The 23,853-nt window shown below is 62.2% G+C and carries 25 protein-coding genes and 1 tRNA gene; 13 read left to right on the forward strand and 13 right to left on the reverse strand.

The window, feature by feature from the left end; all coding sequences use genetic code 11:
* Nucleotides 1–11: 11 nt before the first annotated feature.
* Together Q1K29_RS11720 and Q1K29_RS11725 are read right to left on the reverse strand one after the other, a co-directional pair.
* Complete coding sequence (locus Q1K29_RS11720; protein WP_300394972.1) at nt 12–689, reverse strand: M23 family metallopeptidase; 678 nt, start codon at nt 687–689, stop codon at nt 12–14.
* 29 nt (nt 690–718) lie between these two features.
* The gene (locus tag Q1K29_RS11725; RefSeq protein WP_366524203.1) at nt 719–2,050 is read right to left on the reverse strand and encodes an NAD(P)-binding domain-containing protein; all 1,332 of its coding nucleotides are present in this window, start codon (nt 2,048–2,050) and stop codon (nt 719–721) included.
* 100 nt (nt 2,051–2,150) lie between these two features.
* Here Q1K29_RS11725 and Q1K29_RS11730 point away from each other — a divergent pair, with 100 nt between their 5' ends.
* Together Q1K29_RS11730 and Q1K29_RS11735 are read left to right on the forward strand one after the other, a co-directional pair.
* A complete protein-coding gene (locus Q1K29_RS11730; protein WP_300394976.1) occupies nt 2,151–2,669 on the forward strand; it encodes a PaaI family thioesterase in 519 nt (172 codons plus the stop codon).
* Complete coding sequence (locus Q1K29_RS11735) at nt 2,666–3,079, forward strand: PaaI family thioesterase (RefSeq protein ID WP_300394978.1); 414 nt, start codon at nt 2,666–2,668, stop codon at nt 3,077–3,079. The genes Q1K29_RS11730 and Q1K29_RS11735 overlap by 4 nt, the downstream gene beginning before the upstream one ends.
* Here Q1K29_RS11735 and Q1K29_RS11740 read toward each other — a convergent pair.
* The 4 genes from Q1K29_RS11740 to Q1K29_RS11755 form a co-directional block, all read right to left on the reverse strand.
* Complete coding sequence (locus Q1K29_RS11740; RefSeq protein ID WP_300394980.1) at nt 3,044–4,351, reverse strand: MFS transporter; 1,308 nt, start codon at nt 4,349–4,351, stop codon at nt 3,044–3,046. The two genes, Q1K29_RS11735 and Q1K29_RS11740, sit on opposite strands and share 36 nt — an antisense overlap.
* Complete coding sequence (locus Q1K29_RS11745) at nt 4,348–5,901, reverse strand: bifunctional GNAT family N-acetyltransferase/carbon-nitrogen hydrolase family protein (RefSeq protein ID WP_300394982.1); 1,554 nt, start codon at nt 5,899–5,901, stop codon at nt 4,348–4,350. Before Q1K29_RS11745 ends, Q1K29_RS11740 begins: the two co-directional genes overlap by 4 nt.
* A 75-nt stretch (nt 5,902–5,976) precedes the next feature.
* A complete protein-coding gene (gene recQ, locus Q1K29_RS11750; RefSeq protein ID WP_300394984.1) occupies nt 5,977–7,818 on the reverse strand; it encodes a DNA helicase RecQ in 1,842 nt (613 codons plus the stop codon).
* Nucleotides 7,819–7,859: 41 nt separating this feature from the next.
* The gene (locus Q1K29_RS11755; RefSeq protein WP_300394986.1) at nt 7,860–8,765 is read right to left on the reverse strand and encodes a histone deacetylase; all 906 of its coding nucleotides are present in this window, start codon (nt 8,763–8,765) and stop codon (nt 7,860–7,862) included.
* Nucleotides 8,766–8,830: 65 nt separating this feature from the next.
* Here Q1K29_RS11755 and Q1K29_RS11760 point away from each other — a divergent pair, with 65 nt between their 5' ends.
* Nucleotides 8,831–10,159, forward strand: coding sequence for an MATE family efflux transporter (locus Q1K29_RS11760; protein ID WP_300394987.1), 1,329 nt, complete (start codon nt 8,831–8,833; stop codon nt 10,157–10,159).
* Here the strand turns inward: Q1K29_RS11760 and Q1K29_RS11765 are convergent.
* Entirely contained in the window at nt 10,107–11,234 is a 1,128-nt protein-coding gene (locus tag Q1K29_RS11765; protein ID WP_300394989.1) for a quinone-dependent dihydroorotate dehydrogenase, read from the reverse strand. The two genes, Q1K29_RS11760 and Q1K29_RS11765, sit on opposite strands and share 53 nt — an antisense overlap.
* Nucleotides 11,234–11,581 (reverse strand): DUF952 domain-containing protein, encoded by a 348-nt coding sequence (locus Q1K29_RS11770; RefSeq protein WP_300394991.1) that lies wholly within the window; start codon nt 11,579–11,581, stop codon nt 11,234–11,236. Before Q1K29_RS11770 ends, Q1K29_RS11765 begins: the two co-directional genes overlap by 1 nt.
* 101 nt (nt 11,582–11,682) lie before the next feature.
* Between Q1K29_RS11770 and Q1K29_RS11775 the strand changes: the two genes are divergently transcribed.
* Together Q1K29_RS11775 and Q1K29_RS11780 are read left to right on the forward strand one after the other, a co-directional pair.
* Complete coding sequence (locus Q1K29_RS11775; RefSeq protein WP_300394993.1) at nt 11,683–12,300, forward strand: helix-turn-helix transcriptional regulator; 618 nt, start codon at nt 11,683–11,685, stop codon at nt 12,298–12,300.
* A gap of 89 nt (nt 12,301–12,389) precedes the next feature.
* Complete coding sequence (locus Q1K29_RS11780; RefSeq protein WP_300394995.1) at nt 12,390–13,289, forward strand: LysR family transcriptional regulator; 900 nt, start codon at nt 12,390–12,392, stop codon at nt 13,287–13,289.
* 218 nt (nt 13,290–13,507) lie between these two features.
* Here Q1K29_RS11780 and Q1K29_RS11785 read toward each other — a convergent pair whose 3' ends face one another.
* Together Q1K29_RS11785 and Q1K29_RS11790 are read right to left on the reverse strand one after the other, a co-directional pair.
* The gene (locus Q1K29_RS11785) at nt 13,508–13,975 is read right to left on the reverse strand and encodes a Dps family protein (RefSeq protein WP_366524204.1); all 468 of its coding nucleotides are present in this window, start codon (nt 13,973–13,975) and stop codon (nt 13,508–13,510) included.
* Nucleotides 13,976–14,104: 129 nt separating this feature from the next.
* Nucleotides 14,105–15,316, reverse strand: coding sequence for a pyridoxal phosphate-dependent aminotransferase (locus tag Q1K29_RS11790; RefSeq protein ID WP_300394998.1), 1,212 nt, complete (start codon nt 15,314–15,316; stop codon nt 14,105–14,107).
* Nucleotides 15,317–15,488: 172 nt separating this feature from the next.
* Here Q1K29_RS11790 and Q1K29_RS11795 point away from each other — a divergent pair, with 172 nt between their 5' ends.
* The 4 genes from Q1K29_RS11795 to Q1K29_RS11810 all read left to right on the forward strand — a co-directional run bounded on the left by Q1K29_RS11795 (nt 15,489) and on the right by Q1K29_RS11810 (nt 19,182).
* Nucleotides 15,489–15,806, forward strand: coding sequence for a hypothetical protein (locus tag Q1K29_RS11795; protein ID WP_300395000.1), 318 nt, complete (start codon nt 15,489–15,491; stop codon nt 15,804–15,806).
* Between the two features lie 63 nt (nt 15,807–15,869).
* Nucleotides 15,870–17,759, forward strand: coding sequence for an excinuclease ABC subunit UvrC (uvrC, locus tag Q1K29_RS11800; protein WP_300395002.1), 1,890 nt, complete (start codon nt 15,870–15,872; stop codon nt 17,757–17,759).
* 6 nt (nt 17,760–17,765) lie between these two features.
* Nucleotides 17,766–18,386 carry a CDP-alcohol phosphatidyltransferase family protein gene (locus Q1K29_RS11805; RefSeq protein WP_300395004.1) on the forward strand — a complete coding sequence of 207 codons (621 nt, stop codon included), beginning with the start codon at nt 17,766–17,768 and terminating at the stop codon, nt 18,384–18,386.
* Between the two features lie 118 nt (nt 18,387–18,504).
* A complete protein-coding gene (locus Q1K29_RS11810) occupies nt 18,505–19,182 on the forward strand; it encodes a DsbA family protein (protein WP_300395006.1) in 678 nt (225 codons plus the stop codon).
* Between the two features lie 2 nt (nt 19,183–19,184).
* On the opposite strand, the gene Q1K29_RS11815 is transcribed toward Q1K29_RS11810, so the two are convergent.
* A complete protein-coding gene (locus Q1K29_RS11815) occupies nt 19,185–19,643 on the reverse strand; it encodes an NUDIX domain-containing protein (RefSeq protein ID WP_300395008.1) in 459 nt (152 codons plus the stop codon).
* Between the two features lie 187 nt (nt 19,644–19,830).
* Here Q1K29_RS11815 and Q1K29_RS11820 point away from each other — a divergent pair, with 187 nt between their 5' ends.
* Genes Q1K29_RS11820 through Q1K29_RS11830 form a run of 3 tightly spaced genes read left to right on the forward strand, consistent with a single transcriptional unit; the run spans nt 19,831 to nt 22,599 of the window.
* The gene (locus tag Q1K29_RS11820) at nt 19,831–20,820 is read left to right on the forward strand and encodes a calcium/sodium antiporter (protein ID WP_300395010.1); all 990 of its coding nucleotides are present in this window, start codon (nt 19,831–19,833) and stop codon (nt 20,818–20,820) included.
* The gene (locus Q1K29_RS11825) at nt 20,813–21,577 is read left to right on the forward strand and encodes an SDR family oxidoreductase (RefSeq protein WP_300395013.1); all 765 of its coding nucleotides are present in this window, start codon (nt 20,813–20,815) and stop codon (nt 21,575–21,577) included. Before Q1K29_RS11820 ends, Q1K29_RS11825 begins: the two co-directional genes overlap by 8 nt.
* Nucleotides 21,577–22,599, forward strand: coding sequence for a beta-eliminating lyase-related protein (locus Q1K29_RS11830; RefSeq protein ID WP_300395016.1), 1,023 nt, complete (start codon nt 21,577–21,579; stop codon nt 22,597–22,599). Before Q1K29_RS11825 ends, Q1K29_RS11830 begins: the two co-directional genes overlap by 1 nt.
* On the opposite strand, the gene Q1K29_RS11835 is transcribed toward Q1K29_RS11830, so the two are convergent.
* Both Q1K29_RS11835 and Q1K29_RS11840 read right to left on the reverse strand, forming a co-directional pair.
* Nucleotides 22,579–23,226 carry a hypothetical protein gene (locus Q1K29_RS11835; RefSeq protein ID WP_300395019.1) on the reverse strand — a complete coding sequence of 216 codons (648 nt, stop codon included), beginning with the start codon at nt 23,224–23,226 and terminating at the stop codon, nt 22,579–22,581. The two genes, Q1K29_RS11830 and Q1K29_RS11835, sit on opposite strands and share 21 nt — an antisense overlap.
* Nucleotides 23,227–23,428: 202 nt before the next feature.
* A tRNA-Leu gene (locus tag Q1K29_RS11840) sits at nt 23,429–23,512 on the reverse strand.
* 141 nt (nt 23,513–23,653) lie between these two features.
* On the opposite strand from Q1K29_RS11840, the gene Q1K29_RS11845 reads away from it, so the two are divergent.
* A partial coding sequence (locus Q1K29_RS11845) for a hypothetical protein (RefSeq protein ID WP_300395022.1) occupies nt 23,654–23,853 on the forward strand: 200 nt, incomplete at its 3' end.

A 23,853-nucleotide genomic window follows, 5' to 3' on the forward strand; every position in this document is an offset into this window, starting at 1 on the left:
CTGCAGCCTGCTCAACTGCCGGAAGACTGGCCCGTATAGGCGGGAAAGGAAAGCGGGTTATGGGCCGTCAGGCCGAAGGAGCGTCTGGGATTGTTGTAATTGCCTGTCAGCACTTCAAAGTGGAGGTGAATGCCGGTCGCATTTCCGGTCTGGCCCATCACCCCCAGTGGCTGGCCGAAGCCGATCCGCGCGCCCTCGTAAACCCCGGAGGCGAAATGATCGAGGTGCCCGTAGCGGGTGTAGATGCCCTGCCCGTGATCGATCACGAGATGGTTTCCGAAACCGCTCGACGTGCTTGCCTCACGGATGATGCCGGGCGCGGCAGCATAGACGGTTTCGGGCGGTTTCGACTGCAGGTCGAGGCCCTCATGCGTGCGTCCGAACCGGCGCCCGAAGCCGGATGTCAGGCAGGCATTATTGACCGGGACCGGTGTCAGGACGACCTTCCCCTCTACCAGCACCACCGGATTGAAGTTCAGCACCCGGTTACGGCCATCGGATTCCAGGGCATTGGTGATCGTGGCGTTGGGGCACAGATAGAGGTTGGCATCCGGCCGGAACGAGCCCTGCTCGGCCGGAACGGATGAGGTCGTCGTGATCGCCGGAGGCGGGCTGACGCGACGCGGCTGCGAGGCGCACCCCGACAGCCAGAGCATGATCAGGGTACAGACCAGCGCAGCGTGTTTCATGGCGGGCTATCCCATTGGCTTGCCGGGCTTCAGGCCGGTGCCTTTGCCCGTTTCCGCCCCCGCTCGATCTCTTTCATAAGGTCTTTTACGTAAGCGTTAAAGTCGACCTGCATCGTGTGTCTTGGTGCATCGTAGAAATGGCCGAGGTGGAATTCCTCATCTTCCTTGATGATCCGCTCCATCTCCTCGCGCGGCGGCAGGGCATACTCTCCGGCCACCATGGCGGCGCAGAGTTTCGACTGCTGTTCGGCAAAGTTCACCAGCGTCGGCAAGGGCTGCGCCAGCGCCAGGAAGAACAGGTTCTCATAACCCGGCCGGACCATGCGCTTGAACAGCGGCAGCTTGTTATCCTTTGGCAGGATTTCCGGATCTTCCAGGAAGGGGAAGCTGACATTGTAGCCGGTCGCCCAGACGATCGCATCGATCTGCTCGCGCGTGCCGTCCTTGAAGACCACGCCGTCGCCATCGAGACGCTCCATGCCGCCCTTCGGCGTAATATCGCCGCAGCCGACGCGCGTCAGGAATTCACCTGACACAGACGGGTGAGCGTCCAGAGGCTCATGGTCCGGCTTGGGCAGACCATAGTCTTCCATCATGCCGACGCGCTTCTTGATCGCCGCCCGAGCCAGCTTCCGGCCGAGCTTGGCCGGCATCCAGCCCGGCAACACCGATTTGTCGGCCGGCTGGCCGTTCATGTATTTCGGCAGCACCCAGACGCCCCGGCGCATCGAGATGAAGAGCTTGTCGGCAATCGGGCGCTGGGACAGCTCCGAGGAAATATCCATCGCCGAATTACCCGCGCCAACGACCAGAACGCGCTTGCCGCGGAAATCATAAGGCTCGAACGGGTCACGATAGTGATGCGAGTGGACCTGGTAGCCAGTGAACTCGCCCGGATATTCCGGCGTGCGCGCATCCCAGTGGTGGCCATTTGCGACGAAAAGCCACTGATAGGTGTTCGTCTCGCCGGTCGAAAGCGTCACATCCCAGTCGCCATCCTCGCGGCGAACCGCTTTCTTCACCTCGGTATTGAAGGTGATCGTCTCGCGCAGGCCGAAATGATCGACATAGTCCTGGAAATACTGGAAGAGCTGGGCATGGTGCGGAAAATCCGGCCAGTCATCCGGCACGGGATAGTCCTCGAAGGCCAGCCGCCATTTCGATGTGTCGATGTGCAGGCTCTGATAGCAGGAGGAGAGCCCGTTCGGATTGCGGTAGTACCAGTTGCCGCCAATATCGTCCGACATCTCGAAACAATCATACGGAATGCCGTAATCCTTGAGCCGCTTGGCCATTGTGAAACCCGAGCAACCGGCGCCGATAATGCAGGCCTTGCCTCTGGATTGTCCGTCAAATGCCATCATGAACCTCCCGTGGCGCGATGAGTTGCGCTCTCACAGAAGGATGGTATCGACGCTTACGCGAACGTCAATTTCACGCAACGGAAGCAGGAAGCGCCCCATGTCGGATAGTGACGAGGACAATGACCTCCTCTTCAGACTGATGCAGAAAAATGCCGCCAAGATCATGGACAATGTGCCGTGGGCAAAGGCGCTCGGTTTCGAGCTGACCGGCATCGAGAAAGGCCGGGCATTTGCGAAAGTCCCATGGCGTGAAGACCTGGTCGGCGACCCCGATTCGGGCGTCATCCATGGCGGCGTCCTGACTGCGCTGCTCGACAATCTCTGCGGGGTTGCTTCGAACACGGCCCTGCGTGAACCGAAATCCATGGCCACGCTCGACCTGCGAATCGATTATATGCGCCCGGCCGAGAAGGGCCGCGACATCCTCGCCGAGGCCGAGTGTTACCACCTGACCCGCAATGTCGCCTTCACCCATGCCTGGGCCTATCACGAGACCCGCGAAAAGGTGATCGCCACAGCCGCCGGCGCCTTCGCCCTGAATGACATTTCCCGCTGGGCCAGTGGCAATGAGGCGGTCGAATATGCCCGCAAGATGCTGTCGGAGAAACCCTCATGACGCGCGCTGAAGACCTTCAGGCCTTTCTCGACCGCACGCCTTTCGCCCAATTCCTGGGGATGCGCTGCGAGATCATGGGCGACGAGATGACCACCGTCCTGCCCTTCCAGAAGAAATTCCTGGGCAATGTCGCCATCAATGCGATGCATGGCGGGTGCTCGGGTGCCTTTCTGGAACTGACAGCAATGGCGCAGGTCTTCCTGCTGTCGGACCTGAAGCGCCCACCGAAGCCGATCAATATCACCATCGACTATCTGCGCTCCGCCAAGGGTGAGGATCTCTATGCCCGCGCCATCGTCCACAAGCTTGGCCGCCGCATGGCGAGTGTGCGTGCCGAAGCCTGGCAGGCTGAACGCGAAAAACCCGTCGCGGCCCTACAGGCGCATTTCCTGGTCGCGGAGGACGGGTGAGGGCTCTGTCCGCCCATCGAGCCGGACGGAGAACACGTAGAAGATCGCCGCCACCAGGCTGAGGCCGGCGCATGCCGCAAAGGCAGCTTCATAGCCGCCGCCCCCGCGAAGCATCTCCAGCCGCGATGCGCCGAAGCTGGTGCCGAGATTGAGCAGCGCCATGAAGATGGAAAACTGCGTCGCCGCGACGGTGCCCCGCGACTGTCCCATGGCGATGGCATAGGTGCAGACCGACATGAGGACGAAAAGCACGCTGTAGACGAGCAGGTAGGCGAAATAGAAGCCGCCATCCGGCCAGGCGAAGACGGCCGCGCCGTTAAGCAAGGCCATGCCCGCCAGCGCGGCGCCCAGCGCCTTCATCGGCCCAACCCGGTCGGCCAGCCACCCCGATACGAAGATACCGAACAGCCCGCCAATGAGGTCGGCCATGGCATCGCGATTGGTGAAGACCTCCCGCTCCCAGCCGATTTCCTGCACTGCCAGCGTTGGTGAGAACGCCGTCTTCAGGCCATAGGCGGCGAAGGCGAGCAGGATGCCGGCCCCGAGAAGGAGGCTGGCCGGCTTTGCCATGGCGGAGAAGACATTCCGGATGAGCGGCCACCAGCGCGCCAGCTGCCGTTCCCGGGTGACCGGTGCGGCCTGTCCTTCTGTCCATGGCAGCAGTTTCTCCCCGGCACGTTCGCGCAGCAGAAGAGGCAGCAATATGATGAGACCGACAAAGATGGCCGTCGCGATTGCGGCCACGCCATGTCCGCCTTCGTCGCTGATCAGCCGGCCTGTCAGAAAGGCAAACCCCGCCGTGCCAAGCGTCTTGCCGCCCCACATCAGGCCATTGGCGCTCGCACGCTCATCCTCGCCGAGAATGTCGATCGCCATGCCGTCGATGGCGACATCCTGGAAAGCGCCTGCGAAATTCACCGCAAAGCCGGCAATGGCGAACCAGGTCAGCGCCTCGGTCGGTTCAGTTAGCCCGGCAAACCAGATCAGGCTCCCGATCAGCAGGAGCTGGGCGAGGATCAGCCACGGCCGCTTTCGCCCCATCGGCGCCCAGGTAAACCGGTCCATCAGGACGCCGTTGAAGAGCTTGAAACTCCACGGCAGCAGGATGATGGCGACATAGCCCGCAATTGCTTCTGCCGGCACACCCTGCGCGGCAAACCAGGCCGGAATGGCGATATAGAGAAGACCCTCAGGCGCGCCTTGCGCTGCATAGAGCAGCATCAGGCTGCCCAGCCGCAGCGGCCGGTTCTCACTGAGCGCCGGAAGGTTCACCCGCCGTCTTTCCAGACCGTGCGATAGAGGTCGAACCGCCTGTCCCTGAGATTGCGCACCGTGCCCTGTGAGCGCGCCCAGTTGAGGTCGGTCAGGTCGAGATCGGCCATGACCACGGCCTCGACATTCTCGGCAACCTCGGCAGCAATGCCTTCGCGCGCGAACGGATAATCGCAAGGCGTGATGATCGCCGACTGGGCATAGTTGATGTCCATGTTCGACACGTTCGGCAGATTGCCGGTGCAGCCGGACGTCACGACATAACACTGGTTCTCGATAGCCCGGGCATGGCAGCAGTAACGCACCCGCAGATATCCCTGGCGGGAGTCGGTACAGAAGGGCGTGAACAGAATGCGTGCGCCTTCGTCTGTGAGGCGGCGGGCCAGTTCCGGGAATTCTGAATCATAGCAGATGAGGATGCCGATCGGACCGCAATCAGTCGGAATGACCTCGACCGAGTCACCCCCCTTGATGTTCCACCAGTGGCGTTCGTCCGGCGTCGGATGGATCTTTTCCTGGGCATGCACGGAGCCGTTGCGCAGGAAGACATAGGCGACGTTCTGGATGTCTCCATCATCGGCAATGGTCGGATGGGTGCCGCCGATAATGTTGATGTTGTAGGAGATGGCGAGCTCGCGCATCTCGTCAACAAAGCGCGGCGTGTAGCGCGTCAGCGCCTCGATTGATTCGGCATGGTTCAGCTTGCGTTTCTCGAAGGCAAGCAGCTGCAGCGTGAAGAGTTCGGGAAAGACGACGAAATCGGCGCGCCTGTCCGAGCAGACATCGACGAAATATTCGACGTTGCTCATGAACTCCTCAAAGGTCTTCACCGCCCGCATCTGGACCTGGACGGTCGCGACACGGATCGACTCCTTGGTCGAATAAGAGACCTTCTGGCCCTGGGTGACTTCCTCCGCATACGGATTGCGCCAGACCATGTGAGTGGCGTGGCCGCCGGAATCCTTGTCCTCATCGAGGTAATTGCGCATCACGCCGATCGGTTCGAAGCCCTGGCGCATATGGAAGCGGATCACCGGGTCGGTGATCTTCTGCGCCTTCACGGCTTCGACATAATCCTCCGGCTCCGGATACTGCTTCCGCTTGCGGCGCCAGCCGGGCATGCGCCCGCCAAAGACAATGCCTTTCAGCTCCCAGGATTCAGCCAGTTGCGTCCGCGCATTGTAAAGCCGCTGGCCGATCCTTGTGCGGCGAATCTCGGGATCGACGCAGACTTCCATGCCATAGAGCCAGTCGCCCTCCGGATCGTGTCGGGCGGCATAGCCGTTGCCGGTAATCTCCACCCAGTTGTGGGGCGTAAGCGCCATCTCCTCGCTGACGAGGAAGCTCGCGGCATAACCGACAACCTCGCCATCGTATTCGACAAGAAACTGGCCTTCGGGAAAGGCGGAAATCTGCCCGCGCAGCATGCCCGGCGTATAGCCGTCTGCGGGCCTTCCATAGACCTTGAGCACCAGCGCTGCGATTCTCGGCACATCGTCCAGGGTCGCGTTACGCACGACGACGGATGCCTTCGTTGTCTGGCTGGGCATCAAGCCTCCTTTTTATTGATCTTCAGCATTGTCCCCTAAGAAAGGGCAACGGCGCCTGATGGCAAGGGTTCCGCGTCACGCCGCTTCAGTGACAAGCCGCGCAATTTCAGACGCATAGCGTCCGGCCTTCTTCTCGCCCACGCCGGAAATCGACCGCAGGCTGTCCTGATCGGTTGGGCGTTCCTGCGCGATGGCGGCGAGCGTTTTGTCATGGAAAATGACATAGGGCGGCACACCCTTGGTCTTCGCCGTCTCCAGCCGCCAGCTTCGCAGCGCATCGAACAGCGACTGGTCGCGTTCCGACAGGTCACCGGCATAATCCGCCGACGCCGAGCGCTGGCGGGTGCGCTTCTTGCGGGCGTTCGGATCGCTGCGCAGCCAGACTTGCCGGTCACCCCTGAACAGCGCCTTGGCGGCCTCGGCATCCGGCACCACGATCACCGGGCGCATCACATCGCCCCCTTCGGCCAGCAGGCCGGAGAAAAGCAGCTCGTCGAACACCGCATTCCAGCCTTGCTTGGAAAGGTCGGCGCCGATGCCATAGGTCGACAGGGCCTGCATTTCCTCATCGAAACCATCCTTGGCCTGGCCGGTGAGGTGGATAATGAGCCGCCCGCGCCCGATACGCTGACCACAGCGGATAACGGCAGAAACCGCCATCTGCGCGAACTTCGTCGCGTCATAGCCTTCGCCGGGTTCACGCTGGCAATTGTCGCAATCCCCGCACGGCTCCACATCGGTCTCGCCGAAATATCTCCGGACCGCCGCCCGACGGCACTCCGTTCCATTAAAGAACGCAAAGAGCTGGCGTGTCTTGGTGAGCTGGACACGTTTGACCTCTTCCGCCGCATCGCTCTCCATCGTCCAGCTGATCGAGCGGCGCATGTCGGCCGGGCCGAACAGCGCATAGCCTTCCGCCGGCTTGCCATCGCGGCCCGCGCGGCCGACTTCCTGCCAGTAGGCTTCCAGCGACTTCGGCGGATCTGCATGGATCACGAAGCGTACATCCGGCTTGTCGACGCCCATACCGAAAGCGACCGTCGCGCACATGGTCAGCCCTTCTTCGAGCAGGAAGCGGCGCTGGCGCTCGGCCCGCAGGTCAGAATCGAGGCCCGCATGATAGGCAAGCGCCGGGATGCCCGCCCGCTCCAGCGCCTCTGCAAGCTTTTCCGTGCCATCCCGTGTCGCCGCATAGACAATGCCGCTCTCGCCCTTGTGCGCCTTGACCAGCGAGACCACGCGATCGGACCGGCCACCGCCCTTCGGCTCGGCGCCGAGCGCCAGGTTGGGCCGGTCGAAGCTCGCAACATGGGTGTGCGGCTCGGTCAGATTCAGCTGGGCGAGGATGTCATCCCGGGTGCGCGTGTCGGCCGTCGCCGTGACAGCCATGCGCGGCACCCCGGGAAATATCTCCTTCAGCCGGCCGAGCGCGCGATAATCCGGCCGGAAGTCGTGGCCCCACTGGCTGACGCAGTGGGCTTCATCGATGGCAATCAGAGATACCGGCAGCTGGGCGAGACGTCCGGCAAGGCCCGTGGAAAGCGCTTCAGGCGAGAGATAGAGCAGGTCCATCTCGCCACGCGCCGCCGCATTCAAGGCCTCGGTCTTGTCCTCGAAGGCCATGGAGGAATCCAGACGCTCCGCGCGCACACCCAGCGCTTTCAGCGCATCCACCTGGTCGGCCATCAGCGCGATCAGCGGCGAGACGACAATGCCGACACCGCCGCGCAGGATCGCCGGAATCTGGTAGCAGAGCGACTTGCCGCCGCCGGTCGGCAGGACAGCCAGCACATCGCGGCCGGCCATCGCATCCTCGATCACATCGCCCTGCAGCCCGCGAAACGCCTCATAGCCGTAGACGCGCTTCAATATGTCGAGCGGGGTTTCCTGAGGGTCTGCAATGATGGCGGATGGCATGCTTTCTTGTGGCGGGAGTCGCAGCGTCCGCGCAAGCGCGCTCAGGCGGAAACGGCTGCAATCGCCTGAAGCGCATCGACCATGAAGGTGTGGCGCCGGGCCACGGCGCGCGCATCCTTCGAATAGCCGCCACCCAGCACACCCACGACCGGCACGCCGCGAGACGCGCACGCCTGCGCCACCATCCGGTCGCGCGCCTTGAGGCCGTCATCGCTCAGCTCCAGGTGGCCAAGCCTGTCATCGGCGTGCGGATCGACACCGGCATTGTAGAAGACAAGACCGGGCGATGCGCGTTCGAAAACTTCGCTGACGAGACCTGCCAGAGCCTCGATATAGCCCGCATCACCTGTCCCCTTGTCGAGACCGGCATCCAGGTCCGAGGCCGGCTTCTCGCGCGGCCAGTTATCCTCGCAATGCAGCGACGCGGTGAAGACGCGGGGCTCATCGGCGAAGATGCGGGCGGTGCCATCGCCATGGTGGACATCGCAATCGATCACCGCGACCTGCCGGGCCATGCCTTCCTCGATCATGAGGCGGGCGGCGACAGCGACATCGTTGAACACGCAGAAGCCTGCCCCGCCCTGATAGTCCGCATGGTGGCTGCCCCCGGCGAGACTGACCGCGGCGCCATGCTCCATCGCCAGCCGCGCAGCGAGACACGTCCCGCCAACAGAGGCGCGCGTCCGGGCGGCGATGGCGGGTGTCATCTCGAAGCCGATACGCCGCTCCCGAGCCCGGTCGACCGATGAGGTGATGACCGCCGTCACATAGGCCGGATCATGCGCAAGATGCAGCCAGCTCTCCGGCGCATGGGCCGGCACGACAAATCGCTCGCCACGCTCGCGCAGCAGCTCGGCAACCAGAGAATATTTCCGCATCGGGAAGCGGTGGCCATCCGGCACGCTGTCGGCGTCATAATCGGCATGGTGGACGATCGGCAGGGACATGGCTTCCGAAGTGAGCCCGTGAGGGCGATTGTCAAGCGCAGCGGCGAGCCTTAGGCCAGCGCCTCATGAGCACTGAGCCGATCTCCCGAAGCAGGGTCATGGCCCTCGCCATCCCGGTGATGCTGTCACAGGCCGCCATCGCTTCGACCGGCGTGGTGGACACCGCCGTCATGGGGCTCAATGGCGACAAGTTCGACCTTGGCGCCGTCGGCGTCGGTGCGGTGGTGATGAATTTCCTCTACTGGGCGTTTGGCTTCCTGCGCATGTCGACCACCGGACTGACGGCACAGGCGACTGGGGCCGGAGACCGGGTCGAGGCAAACTCGGTCCTGCAGCGCGCCATGCTGCTCGGTGCCGGCCTCGGCCTCACCATCCTGATCCTGTCGCCGCTCCTGAAGCTGGTCGTCTTCCAGCCTTTCGCCGCAGGCGACGAGGTGAAGACGCTGGCGAAGGATTATTTCGATGCGCGTATCTGGGGGGCGCCGGCCATCCTGATGGGCTATGGCATCAATGGCTGGCTGCTGGGCACAGGCCGCACCGGCCAGCTGCTCGCCTTCCAGATCGTCATGAACGGCACGAATGCAGTCCTCGACATCTGGTTCGTGGCTGGCCTCGGATGGGGCCCTGCCGGGATCGGGGCGGGCACGGCGATCGCGGAATGGGTCGCGCTCGGTTTCGGTCTTTTTCTCGTACGCGGCGGCCTGTCGCGCTCACGCGACCTGTTCGACCGCGACCGCCTGATGGCGATGGTGAGCGCCAATCGCGACATCCTGATCCGCACGCTCGCCCTGCTCTTTTCCTTCGCCTGGTTCGTGAATGCCGGGGCGAGCCTCGGGGCCGCGACGCTGGCGGGCAACCAGGTGCTGCTGCAGTTCATCAGCGTCTCGGCCTTCATCCTCGATGGCTTCGCCTTCGTCGCCGAGAAGGAAATCGGCGAGGCCTATGGCAGCCGCAACCGGTCACGCCTGCTGAGAGCGATGCGTCTGACGACAGAGCTGGCGCTTGTCTTCGGCGTTGTCATTTCGCTCGCCTATTACCTTGCGGGCGGATGGATCATCCAGAATTTCGTGGCTGACGCGGAAGCCCGAAGCGTGGCGCTGGCCTACCTGCCCTGGTGCGCATCCGTGCCGCTGGTCGGCCTCGCCTGCTGGCAGCTGGACGGCTTTTTCCTTGGCGCGACGCAAGGCCGGGCGCTGAGGAATGCCGGGCTTGCATCCTGCCTTCTCTATATCGCCACAGACCTGGTCCTGAGGCCAAACTTCGGGAATACGGGCGTGTGGTTGGCTTTCCTGACCATGTATGTCTGGCGGGCTGGCGCGCTCGGCCTCTATCTTCCGTCGCTTATCCGGCAGACACAGCCAGATCAGCGCCCACAGCCTCAGCCACAGAGCTGAACCCGTCCGCTTTCAGGCGGGCGGCAAGATCGGCGTTGATGTCTGCCACCAGGCCCGGTCCATGATAAACGAGGGCTGAGTAGAACTGCACGGCATGCGCACCGGCGCGGATCTTGGCATAGGCTTCCGCCCCGCTGGAAATGCCACCAGCGCCGATCAGATCGAACTCACCGATGATCTCGGACGCGAATTCCTTGAGCACTTGCGTGGATTTCTCGAACAGCGGTGTGCCGGAGAGCCCGCCCGTCTCGCCCTTGTGCGGGCTCTTCAAGGTTTCGGGACGCGCCAGCGTCGTGTTGGAGATGATGAGCCCCGACAGCCAGTGCCCCGGGCCACGCACGACCTCGATGATATCGCGAATAGCGGTCTCGTCGAGATCGGGGGCGACCTTGAGGAAGACCGGCTTCCAGTCCTCCTCTTCCTCGAAACGGCCCTCATCCTTGAGCTCTTGCGCATAGTCGGCCTGCGCCTTGTCGCGCGCGGTGCCGCAGCGCTCAAGCAGCTCCGCCAAAGCGCCCTTGTCCTGCAGGCCGCGCAGGCCCGGCGTGTTGGGCGAGGAGATGTTGATCGTGATGTAATGGGCGTATGGGTAGACCGCTTCGATGCCGGCTTCGTAATCGGCGACCCGGTCTTCGCTGTCCTTGTTGGCGCCGACATTCGCCCCGACCGGGGAGAGGCGCTTGCCGGCCTTGCGAATACGCGCAGTGAAGGCGCGAAGGCCCTCATTATTGAAACCCATCCGGTTGATGACCGCATCGTCCTCGGTCAGACGAAAGAGGCGCGGTTTCGGATTGCCCGGCTGGGCGCGCGGGGTAACCGTGCCGCATTCGACAAATCCAAAGCCGAAGCGCAGCATCTCCTCGAAGACCTCGGCATTCTTGTCGAAGCCAGCGGCCAGGCCGACCGGATTGAACAGCTGCAGCCCCGCATTCGGCAGCTTCACGGATGTGTTCCACTGGAGCGGACTGACTTTGGGCAGGCCGATACCGGTCTTCAGCGCGCGGATGGTCGCGGTGTGGGCCGCCTCAGGCGGCAGCGTCCGGAAGAGTTTCGTGCCCAGCCCCGCCAGCGACATCAGGCGAGATCCTCCGGCAGACGCGGATTGCCCTCATCATCGGTTTCGAGCGTCCAGTGGCGCTGCGCGTCGGAGAGACGAAGCGTGCCGTAAAGATGGGGGAAGAGCTGACCGCCGCGCGACTCTTCCCACGTCACGTCGCCGCCCAGGCGTTCAGCCGCGAATTCATAGAGCTGCACGCCATGCTGGCCGGCATAGTGAAGCTGCAGTGTCTCAGCGACCTGCGCCTTCGAGGACAGATGGACATAGCCATCGCGCGCATCGAGATCGGTGTCGGTATGGCCAAGCTCACGGGCGCGCTCGTCATCCTGCGCGCTCAGTATCTTGTAGAGGGGGGTATCGAGCATCATGGCCTGCTTGAAACAGGCTTTTCGTCATCCGGCAAGATGGCGGCTTGCTAGGTTTATATTCCCATGATAGGAACGATTAACCCACTGGAGCACCCAGCATGCGGCACAATGAAGTCTGGCGCGGCATAGATCTGCTCGCTGAGCGCAACGGGCTCAGCGCGTCCGGCCTTGCCCGGCAGGCCGGTCTCGATCCGACAAGTTTCAATCCCTCCAAACGCCAGTCCAAGGATGGCCGCCCGCGCTGGCCTTCGACCGAGAGCATTGCCCGCGCACTGGAGGCTGTCGGGGCCGGCATGGATGATTTCGCCGCGCTGATCGAAGGCCGGCGTGGCCCGACCGCTCCGCTCATCGGGTTTGCGCAAGCCGGGGCGGATGGATTCTTCGACGATGCCGGCTTTCCTGTGGGGGGCGGCTGGGACGAGGTGCGCTTTCCCGGTCTGGGCGACGAGCCAGTCTATGCGCTGGAAATTTCCGGCGACAGCATGGAGCCCGCCTATCGCGAGGGCGACCGGATCATCGTCGCGCCCGGCGCCCAGCTTCGGCGCGGCGACCGGGTCGTTGCGAAGACTGCCGATGGCGAGGTGATGGCCAAGGTTCTGGGGCGCCAGAGCGAGCGGCAGGTGGAGTTGATCTCGCTCAATCCGGAGCATCCGGTGCGCAGCTTGAAACCCGCTGAAATCCTTTGGCTGGCCCGCATTCTCTGGGTCAGCCAGTAGGCCCGATCCGTTCGCAAGCGCAGCACATTATCCGCTTGCCCTCACGGTAATCACTGTGCAAAGCCAGTGGTCAGATGGACTGGGACAAGTTGAAATCCTTTCACGCCGCCGCCGAGGCAGGCAGCCTGACAGCCGCTGGAGAGCGGCTCGGAATCTCGCAATCTGCGGTCTCGCGTCAGATCTCCGCACTGGAGGAACAGCTCGGCGTGTCGCTCTTCCAGCGCCATGCCCGCGGCCTTGTGCTAACCGATGCCGGTCACACCCTGCATCGCTCGACCATGGACATGGCTGCCGCCGCGCAGTCGGCCACGGCGTCCCTGCGCGACCAGCAGGATATCGCCCAGGGCGACCTGGTCGTGACAGCCCCGGTTGCCTTTGGATCGACCTGGCTGGTGCCCCGGCTCGGCAATTTCATCAACGCCAATCCGGGGATGCGGATCGATCTGCGCCTTGATGATGGCGAGACCTATGACCTGCTGAAGCTCGAAGCCGAATGTGCGATCCGGCTCTGGGCTGCCGACAAGTCGGACCTCATCCAGCGCAAGCTCGGCACCGTCGCGACAAACCTCTACGCCTCGCCGGAATACCTCAAGGAACACGGCACCCCGCGCACGCCGCAGGATCTCGATAATCACCGTATTATCGGCTACGGCACCGAGAACACGCCGCTCGACGCGATGAGCTGGGCGCAGCGGGTGGGCCGCGACGATACGCTGCCGCGCAAGGCGACGCTGATGGTGCGCAATGTCCCGGCAATGCTGCGGGCAGTGGAATCCGGCGTCGGGATCGCGGACCTGCCCGACTATATGGCGAGCGCCGTGCCGCGCCTTGTCCGGGTGCTTCCCGAGCATACGGGTCCGACCTTCGACCTCTTCTTCATCTATCCGAGTGACCTCAAGCGCTCGAAGCGGATTTCCGCTTTCAGGGACTTCCTGACAGCGGAAGTGGATGCGATCCGGCGGGAAAATCTGCAACTTCGTGCGAGCTAAGCTTTTGCGGCATGCATTTGCGCATGCCTTGCTTACTGAATCGCAACTTTGCATTCGCACATGAAGGCCCTAGATGACGGTTCAGCCTTGGTTCCGGCGACAGCACATCATCCTCCGATTGTGCGTTTCCTCCCTCCAAATAGGAACCGAACTGGATAGGCCCGGCGCGAGATTTCGCTGCCGGGCCTTTTTTTCGGTCTGATTGTCGCTGCTGGCCGCTAAAGGCTGGCGCGCAGCATCCAGGCGGCTTTTTCGGCTGCGGCGGCCCGCTGCGTCAGAAGATCGGCCGTCACCGCATCATCGCCATCCTCGGCAGTATTCACGCCATCGCGGGCAACCTGGGCAATCGTCTCATGCCCGCGGACAAGGTTGTTGATCATGTCCTCGGCATCCGGGACGCCATTGTCCGGCTTGATGGTCGCATAGGACGCGATCTCATCGCTTGAGGCGGGAGCATATTCGCCCAGGGCGCGGATGCGTTCGGCAAGCTCATCAAGCGCCTGCCAGAGCTCGGTGTATTGCTCCATGAACAGCTCGTGCAGCGCCTTGAAGCGCGGGCCAGTGACGTTCCAGTGATATCCGTGCGTCTTGAAGTAGAGCGCATAGGTCTCGCCCAGCACCTTGCGAAGCGCTTCGATGGACGCGGAGCGGTCTTTCTTGTCCAATCCAACATCAATAGCCATCAGGTAGTCTCCTTTGAATTCAGGTGATTTACTAATGGAGATATGGGGAGCTCCTATCGGGGCTCCCAATCGATATTGAGCCAACTATATATAAAAGCAATCTATATGAAAATTGCTTTTCATTCGCAGCGCCTATTTGAGGCTTGCGCAGAACCGCTTGATCCGGGCCATGGCATCTTCAAGCGCCTCGGTCGAGGTCGCATAGGAAATGCGGAATGCCGGTGACAGGCCGAACGCCTCGCCGAAGACAACCGCAACCTTCTCCTCTTCGAGAAGCGCGGAGGCAAAGTCCTTGTCGGAGTTTATCGTCACGCCGCCCGGCGACGTCTTGCCGATGACACCTGCGCAACTCGGATAGACATAAAAGGCCCCTTCCGGTGTCGCACAGGACAGGCCCTCGCAGTCGTTCAGCGCCTTCACGACCAGGTCCCGGCGGGACTTGAACACCTCATTGCGCTCGGCAAGGAAGCCATGGTCGCCATTGAGCGCGGCTACGCTGGCCCACTGGCTGATCGAGCAGGGGTTCGACGTCGACTGCGTCATGATCTTGCGCATGGTGGCGATGAGCTTTTCCGGCCCGGCTGCAAAACCAATCCGCCAGCCCGTCATCGCATAGGCCTTGGAGACACCGTTCATGGTGAGCGTGCGGTCGTAAAGCCCCGGCTCCACCTGGGCGATCGTCCAGTAGTCGAAGCCGTCATAGACGAGGTGCTCATACATGTCGTCGGTCAGGATCCAGACCTGCGGATGTTTCATCAGAACGTCCGCCAGCGCCTTGAGCTCGGCCTTCGTATAGGCCGAGCCCGTCGGGTTTGATGGGGAGTTCAGGACCAGCCACTTCGTCTTCGGCGTGATCGCCTGCTCCAGCGCTTGCGGTGACAGTTTGAAGCCGGAATCCGGGCCGCACTTTACGAAAACCGGATCCCCACCGGCCAGCCGCGCCATATCCGGATAGCTCACCCAGTAAGGGGCCGGCACGATGACTTCGTCGCCCGGATTGAGGGTGGCCATGAAGGCGTTGAAGATGACCGCCTTGCCGCCCGGCGAAACATTGACCTGGGCGGGCGTGTAGTCGAGATCATTATCGCGCTTGAACTTGGCGCAGATCGCTTCCTTCAGTTCGGGAATGCCATCGGCCGGCGTGTACTTCGTCTTGCCGTCCTTGATGGCCTGAATCGCGGCGTCCTTGACGTGATCAGGCGTATCGAAATCCGGCTCACCCGCGCCGAGGCCAATGACATCTATCCCGGCCCGCTTCATCTCGCCGGCCTTGGCCGTCACGGCAAGCGTGGCGGAAGGCTGGACGCGTTGAACGGCTTGGCTCAGTTCGATGTCGGATGCCATTAGGGAAACTCCTTCTTGTCTGGCGCCATGCATAGGTCTGGCGCGCCCGGGGCGCAAGCCGACAAGTTGTCCGCAATGGCGGCAAATTTCGATGGAATTTCTGTCCCGGTTTTTACGGTTTCTTTTCTGTGAGTGGTTAAGATATGCACCTGATTATTAACCGGTTACGACAATGTCTGGCATTGCTGCACTCCTGAACGTGTCGAGCGTCGACATGCTACTGCGCCGTCTCCGGCAGGAGGCGCATTACTGGTGGCGCGAGGGCGAGCTCTGGTTTGCGAGCCGGAGTGATGGCGAACAGGTGGTCATCGCTTGCGTCTTTATCCTCCTGCTCCTGATGCTGATCATCCGCATGTCCATGCGTGGCAAGGATCCGGGGGGCACCAGCCGGCAGTTCGGCAGCTCCATCCTGATGGTAACGGTGTTTGCCTTCGGCCTTGGCTGGATGCTCGACAGCGGCGCGGGCACACTCGGCTTCATCTTCCAGTAGCAAACCCGGCCTTCCGCAGCACCGCGGCTAGGCGTCGGCGCCGACACAACCTAGATTGCCCCCATGCCGGAGACCGCATCATCAAAGCCCGTCAGGCGCGGCGTCGATGTCATCAAGGACAATCTGAAACGCCTGCCCGCAAAGCCGGGCGTCTATCGCATGTTCGGCGCGAAGGACGAGGTCCTTTATGTGGGCAAGGCCCGCAACCTGAAGGCGCGTGTCTCCAATTATGCCCGGCTCGGCGGCCATACCCAGCGCATCGCGGCGATGATCGCCCTGACGGCGCGGATGGAGTTCGTCGTCACCGAGACGGAAACCGAGGCCCTTCTGCTCGAGGCGAGCCTCATCAAGTCACTGAAGCCACGCTTCAACATCCTGCTGCGCGACGACAAGTCGTTTCCCTACATCCTGATCCGGCGTGATCATGACTATCCGCAGATCCTGAAATACCGCGGCTCCAAAAAGGACCGGGGCGACTATTTCGGCCCGTTCGCCAGCGCGAGCGCCGTGACCCGCACCCTCGACACGCTGCAGAAAGCGTTCCTGCTGAGGACCTGCGAGGACAGTGTGTTCTCCGGGCGCACGAGGCCGTGCATGCTGCACCAGATCAAGCGCTGCTCGGCGCCTTGTGTCGGTCTCGTCAGCGAAGAGGAATACACACATCTCTCCGATCAGGCGGCCAATTTCCTCAAAGGCAAAAGCGGTGACCTGCAAGCCGAACTCGCCAGGGAGATGGACGACGCCGCCGAGGCGATGGATTTCGAACGGGCTGCCAGCCTGCGCGACCGTATCCGCGCGCTCGCTCATGTCCGCGCCCAGCAGGACGTCAATCCGGACGGCATCGAAGAAGCCGACATCTTTGCCATTGCCATGGAAGGCGGCCAGTCAGCCGTGCAGGTCTTCTTCATCCGGGCCGGCCAGAACTGGGGCGCCACGATCCACTTCCCGCGCCATGAAAAGGAGCAGACCGCCAGCGAAATCCTCTCGGCCTTCCTGGTGCAGTTCTATGACAAGCGCCCGCCACCAAAACTCATCCTGACCAATGAGGCGCCGGACCAGGATGTCCTGATCGCCGATGCGCTGGAGCTGAAGGCAGGCCGCAAGGTCGAGATCCGCGCCCCGCAACGCGGCGACAAGCGCGAACTCGTCGCCCAGGCAAGCCGCAATGCCGCCGAGGCCCTGTCACGAAAGCTGGCAGAGGCGGCAAGCCAGCAGCGGCTCCTCAACGATCTCGCCAAGGCCTTCGACCTGACCGAGGCACCCACACGGATCGAGGTCTACGACAACAGCCATATCCAGGGGTCGAATGCCGTTGGCGGCATGGTGGTCGCCGGGCAGGAAGGCTTCATCAAGGGCCAGTACCGGAAGTTCAACATCAAGGACAAGGCGCTCGAGCCCGGAGACGATTACGGCATGATGCGGGAAGTGATGCGCCGTCGCTTCAAGCGCCTGCTGAAGGAAGCCGACGAGGCCGGCAGACCGATCCGTGAGCTGGAGACCTATCCCGATCTCGTCCTGATCGATGGTGGGATGGGCCAGCTCAGCGCGACCCTGGAAACGCTCGACGAACTCGGTCTCGGCCCGGAGGACATCACGCTTGTCTCAATCGCCAAGGGTCCGGACCGCAATGCCGGGCGTGAAAAATTTTTCCGGCCGAACCGCGCGCCATTCACCTTGCCGCCCGATACACCTGTGCTGTACTATCTGCAACGTCTGCGTGATGAAGCTCACCGTTGGGCCATCGGTGCCCATCGATCAAAAAGATCGTCAGAAATCAAGGCTTCGCCCCTGGATGAGATTGACGGGATCGGCCCGGCGCGCAAAAAAGCTCTTCTACACCGCTTTGGGTCGGCGAAAGGTGTCTCCCGGGCGAAACTCGCAGATCTCGAAGATGTTGAGGGCATCAATCGCGCCCTGGCAGAAAGGATATATGGTCATTTCAATGGGGGTTGATCAGGCATGTCATTGAAATGGCTTCCCAATACCGTCACGGCGCTGCGCTGCGTCTTCGCGATCATCGTCGGTTACGCCATCCTGCGGATGGATGGGGACATGCGCGCCGCCCGGGAAGCCGGTTTCTGGGCCTTCGTTCCGTTTATCCTGTTTGCGGTGACAGCCCTCACAGACTGGGTCGATGGCATGCTGGCCCGGAGCCTGAACGCCGAGTCACAGTTTGGGGCACGGCTCGACCCGATCGCCGACAAGCTGCTCACAGCCTCCTCCCTGCTGGCGCTGGCTCACATCGAGGGCTGGGCCTGGTACATGATGTTGCCCGCAATCATCATTATCGGACGGGACTTCCTGCTCACGGCCATGCGCGAAGCGCTGGGCAATCCAACGACACTAAAAGTCTCCATGGCGGCGAAATGGAAAACGACCATTGTCCTGACCGCAATCGGCCTGACGCTCTTTGCCATGGCGTTCAGTCAGTTCGTCTACGATGCCGAGAGAATGTCACTTCTCTGGATTGCGTCACGTGGCCCGCTCATCCTTGGCTTGCTGGGTATCTGGGTGGCCGCCGTGTTGTCCGTCATCACAGCCATCGACTATGTATCGGCTGCCGGGAAGGATGCCGGCTGAAGGCTTATCGCCAGGGTCAGCGCAAAGAGCAGTCACGAAGACTTTACCGTGCTTGCCGCCGGGCCGAGGCCATTCTAGGCAACGGCGAGTTTTGCATCCCAATCGCCAGGAAACCTGAATGAAACTGCCAATCCACGTCCTCGCCATCCTGTTGATATCAATGTCTTTCGGGCTGGCCCCGACGGCGGCCCAGACGGCCGGTGCAGATGCCGCGACTGATCAGCAGGACACCCGCAGCGATGCCGAACGCGTGCGTGATGCCATCCAGAACGATCCGCTGGCGCCGACCGTGGCGCCGGAAAACCATGACGTCACCATCGTCATGTATTCGGATTATCAGTGCCCATACTGCCGCAAGATGCAGCCTGTCCTCGAAGCCCTGATGGAGAAGGACGAGAAGGTCCGGCTCGTCTATCGCGACTGGCCAATTTTCGGCGAAGTGTCGGAACGCGCCGCCCGCGCCGCCATTGCCGCGCAATTCCAGGGCAAACACGAAGCCTTCCATGGCGCTCTCATGCGCTCGAACGGCAAGCTGAGCTTCGGAAAGATCCGCGATACCGCAGACGAGGCGGGTATCGACTGGGACCAGCTCAAATCCGACATGGTGACCCACAAGGATGAGATCGATGCACTGCTGGAACGCTCGCGCATACAGGCCACGCTGCTTGGCTTTTCAGGCACGCCCGGCCTGATGGTTGGCCCGCTCCGCTTCGGCGGTGCGCTTGATCTGCAATACCTGGAGACGGCGGTCGAGCAGGCCCGCAAGGTCGATAACAAGAAGCAGTCTGACGAATAGGCCTACCAGTGACCGTCATTCGGGCCGCCGTCATAGAGTTCGGCTAGGCGGCGTGCGGTCCCGGGCGTCGCATCATCCGGCGGAGCAAGCGGGTCTGTCCAGACAATCTCCGATATCTCGCCTGCACTGTCGGTCGCGCAGTCCGTCCAGGCCTCGGCGCTGACGCGATAGAGAATGACGTGATCGTTCCGGAAGACGCGGTGGTTGGAATAGATGCCGACCATTTCAGGTTCGGTGAGCGGCTTTACGCCAGCTTCTTCGGCCAGTTCGCGCAATAGCGCCTGCATGACGGTTTCCCCGCGCTCGACGCCGCCGCCGGGAAAATAGAGCCCACGGGTATAGGTGTGTCTTACGAGCAGAACCTGACCTTCCCGGTTCTCGACAACGCCCCGTGCGCCGAGCGTCATTGGCCGCGACAGGCGGAACCAAGTCTGGAAAAGACGGGTACGAAAGCTGGACACGCGAAGCAACTCCAGTGAAATCAGGGCTCGCCAAAGGCTGAAACACAGTCTATCAAGCGCCGCAACGCTTTGAATTCAGGGGAGCTACCAATGTTCGCAATCATCGCAATTGGCGTGACAGTCGCCATTTTCGGACTGCTGAACCTGATCGACTATCGCCGCCTGGACTAAATCGACAGGGTGATATTTGCCTGAAGCCGGACTTCTTGCAGCGCTTATAGGCGGCCTCGTCATTCTTGCCCTGGCGGGCGACTTCCTCGTCATCGGCGCCGTTTCGCTTGCGCGCCGGATCGGGATTTCTCCGCTAGTGGCGGGCATCCTTATTGTCGGCTTCGGCACGTCTGCACCGGAAATGGTTGTCTCGCTGAACGCCTCCCTGCGAGGCGATCCGGGGCTGGCGCTGGGCAATATTGTCGGCTCCAACATTGCCAATGTCTGGCTTGTTCTGGTCGCCCCGGCCCTGATCATGCCGCTCGTGGTGCGCCAGTTCGGGCTTCGCCGTTCCTACTGGATCATGCTGGCGGCCACCGCGGCCTGGATTGGCTGGACGGCCTATTTCCCTCTCACACCGCTCTTTGGCCTCGGCCTCCTCATCGGGCTCATCATCTACTGCCTGCTGATGCTATGGTGGACATCCGACGCCGTGAAGAAGGGCATCGATGTCGGCCTTGAAGACGATGACAATCCACAGGGCACATTCGCCATGGCCGCCAGCCTGCTGGTTGGCATCATCGGCCTGCCGCTGGGCGCGCACCTCATCGTCGAGGGCGGCGTGGGTATTGCCCGACAATATGACGTTCCGGAAGAAGTCATCGGCCTGACCATCCTCGCGCTCGGCACCTCCCTGCCGGAACTTGGCGCAGGCCTGGCCGCTGCCTTCCGCCGACATGGCGAAGTCATCGTCGGCAATGTCATCGGGTCGAACATTTTCAACCTGCTGGGCGCCGGCGCCCTGGTCGCCATGTTCGGACCGACAGATCTGGCGCCGACCTTCCTGCGGTTCGATCACTGGGCGATGGGCGCAGCCGCGATCACGCTCGGCCTGTTCGTGATCCCGCACGGCAAGATCACCCGGCTTGCCGCCCTTGCCATCGCGCTGGTCTATTGCATCTACATCTATGGACTCGTGAACGGCTGGAACATCACCGGCGAAGTGGAACGGCTTATTCGTGGCTGATGGAAGTGACGCAAAACGCGCCCTGATCACAGGTGCCGGCAAACGGATTGGCCGGGCGCTGGCAGAAGCGCTGGGCGAAGATGGGTGGAGCGTTGCCGTGCATTACCGCTCCTCGGCCAAAGGTGCGGAAGAGGCCGCCAGCGCCATTGAGGCAGCCGGTGGCCAGGCCGTCATCGTGCAGGGCGATCTCATCGAAGAGAAAGACCTGAAGGCGCTCGTCCCCGCGGCGGCAGGCAAGCTTGGCGGGCCACTTACCCTGCTCGTCAATTCCGCCTCGACCTTCGAGGAAGACACAGCCCGCGATCATGACCGTCAGAGCTGGGATCTGCACTTCGACGCAAACTTGCGCGCGCCTATCGCCCTCTCCCAGGCCTTTGCCAACGCCCTGCCCGGCGCCCAGAAGGGCCTCGTCATCAACCTGATCGACCAGCGGGTCTGGAAACTCAATCCGCAATTCTTCACTTATACGCTCTCCAAGGCCGCCCTGCTCACCGCGACGCAAACCCTGGCCCAGGCGCTGGCCCCGAATATTCGCGTGAATGGTATCGGCCCCGGCCCAACGCTGAAGAGCGTCCACCAGAGCGAGGAAGAATTCGAGGCTGAGCGGCGCGCGACGCTGACCGAAGAAGGCTCCCGGCCTGAAGAGATTGTCCGCGCCATGCGCTACCTGATCGCCGCCGACAGCGTGACCGGCCAGATGCTTGCGCCGGACGGCGGCCAGCATCTCATGTGGCAGACACCGGATACACAGGTCTGATGGATTTCTCTTCCGATACCGCCGCCCCGGCCCATCCGTCGGTTCTCGACGCCATGGCAAGCGCGAATGAAGGCCCGGCGACCAGCTATGGCAATGACGTCGTCACCGCCCGGCTGCGTACGGTGCTGGCCGAGGTTCTGGAAACCGATGATTTCGACTTCTGGCTCTGCGCCTCGGGCACGGCATCGAATGCGCTGGCGCTCTCCTGCTTCTGCCCGCCCACCGGCGCAATCCTCTGCCACGAGGAAGCCCACATCGCGCGCGATGAACGGGGCGCGCCTGAATTCTTTTCCGGTGGCGGCAAGCTGCAACTACTACCCGGGAATGGCGCGCAGATCGAGGAGCCAGCCCTGCGCGAAGCGCTGGCGGGGATCAATCCCAGCTTCGTTCATGAGACCCCGGCGCATGTCCTCTCCCTGACCAACCTGACCGAAAGCGGAACCGCTTATCCGGCCGCAACGATCCAGCACTATACCGCGCTCGCAAAAGAGGCCGGGCTGAGCGTTCACCTGGATGGCGCCCGGCTCGCAAATGCACTGGTCCATACAGGCGCGACTCCAGCCGAGATGAGCTGGAAGGCCGGCGTCGACGTGCTCTGCCTCGGCCTCACAAAGACCGGCGCGATCGGCTGCGAGGTCATCATCCTGTTCGGGGAGTCGCGGTCGAAGTTCCCGGAACTGAAGGCACGCGCCAAGCGCTCGGGCCATATGCCGCCAAAGATGCGATTTCTGGCCGCCCAGGCACTCGCCATGTTCGAAGACGGGCTGTGGCTGAACCTTGCAGAGACCGCCAACCAGCGCGCCCGGCAGGTCGCCGATATCCTTTGCCGGCGCACCTCGACCGAGCTCGTCCAGCCGGTTCATGGCAATGAGATTTTCGTGCGCCTCGATGACGATATCGTGCAGGCTATGCGCGCGGCGGGGGCCGTCTTCTACCCCTGGCCCGGCGGAAGCTACCGGCTCGTCACCAGCTGGTGCACGCCGGAAGAAATGATCGACACGCTATCCGGCGTCGCTGTCTAGCCCTTCGGGGTTTCTTTCCATGCCATCGAGTATCCAGTTGCGAACCAGCCCGAAATACCAGTCCACATCGATAGGATTGTGCTCTGCGCCCTCGAGCAAATTCTGGTGGACGAGCATATATTGCGACGATGACATCAGCATCATCGCTGCCGCCCGTGCGCTCTGGTAGTTCGTCGGACCTCCCTTTGTCTTTACGAGCCGCTCGGCCAGCGCATCGACACTCGGCTCGATGATGTAATCAAGGTAGGCCTTGCGTGCTTCGGCATCCGACATGCTCTCGCGCATCCCGAACATATGCGCCTGGATGAAACGGGTGTTGGTCCGGAAATTACTGATCAGCGTGATATACTCTTCAACCGACTCTTCGATACTGCCGGACGGGGTCCGTGTGGCCTCCCGCATAAACGCCGACATCTCATTGAGGCGGGCCATGATCGCGACGATCACGCCGCTCCTGTCCTTGAAATAATGCCTGAGAGTGGGCTCCGAGGTCTCGGCCGCCATGGCAAGCTGACGGAAGGAAGGAAGCTCGACCCCTTCCTGCAAGACGAAGGCGGTCAGCTTGTCGATCAATGCATCCCGTTTTTCTGCAAAATCCTGATTCCGTGTGCCGGGCGGTCTCGGCATGGCTACTCCACTTTCCCTCGTCTAAAAACAAGACCTAGCGTTGTAATGTCCCCCAGCAACTGATTCCAAGATCGCTCTACCCATAAGGCCCCCGGTGCCTGCTGGACAAGCGCAGACCGCTTGAAACGGGCTCGCTCACCCGAACCTCGGCCTCACGCAGCCCGCTCAGAGACGCATCGATACGATTACAACGACAGGAAAATGGTGCCAGGAGAGGACTCGAACCTCCACGGATTGCTCCACACGGACCTGAACCGTGCGCGTCTACCAGTTCCGCCACCTGGGCATAGGGATCGGAAGGCGGGTTGATACGTCCGCAACTGCCTGACGTCAACGCCGAATACCACTTGCCCGACTGTTGATTCAGGCCCCCGCAACAGACCGTCAGAAAACAGGCCTCTTTGCTTGCGCATTCGCCCGCAGCTGGATGATCAACTTCCGCCAGCGGGCACCCTCGCCTGACATCGATGAGCGTGCCCGCACGCCTGAACATGTCGCGGCTCATGCGGGCCGGTTTTCAACAGATGAGAAGAAGGGCCGGGCCCGGATCGGAAGAAATGTGAATGGTTTCAATGGTGGGCGGTACTGGGATCGAACCAGTGACCCCTACGATGTCAACGTAGTGCT

This window comes from Henriciella sp., from assembly GCF_029937755.1.
In the GTDB taxonomy this organism is placed as follows: Bacteria; Pseudomonadota; Alphaproteobacteria; order Caulobacterales; family Hyphomonadaceae; genus Henriciella.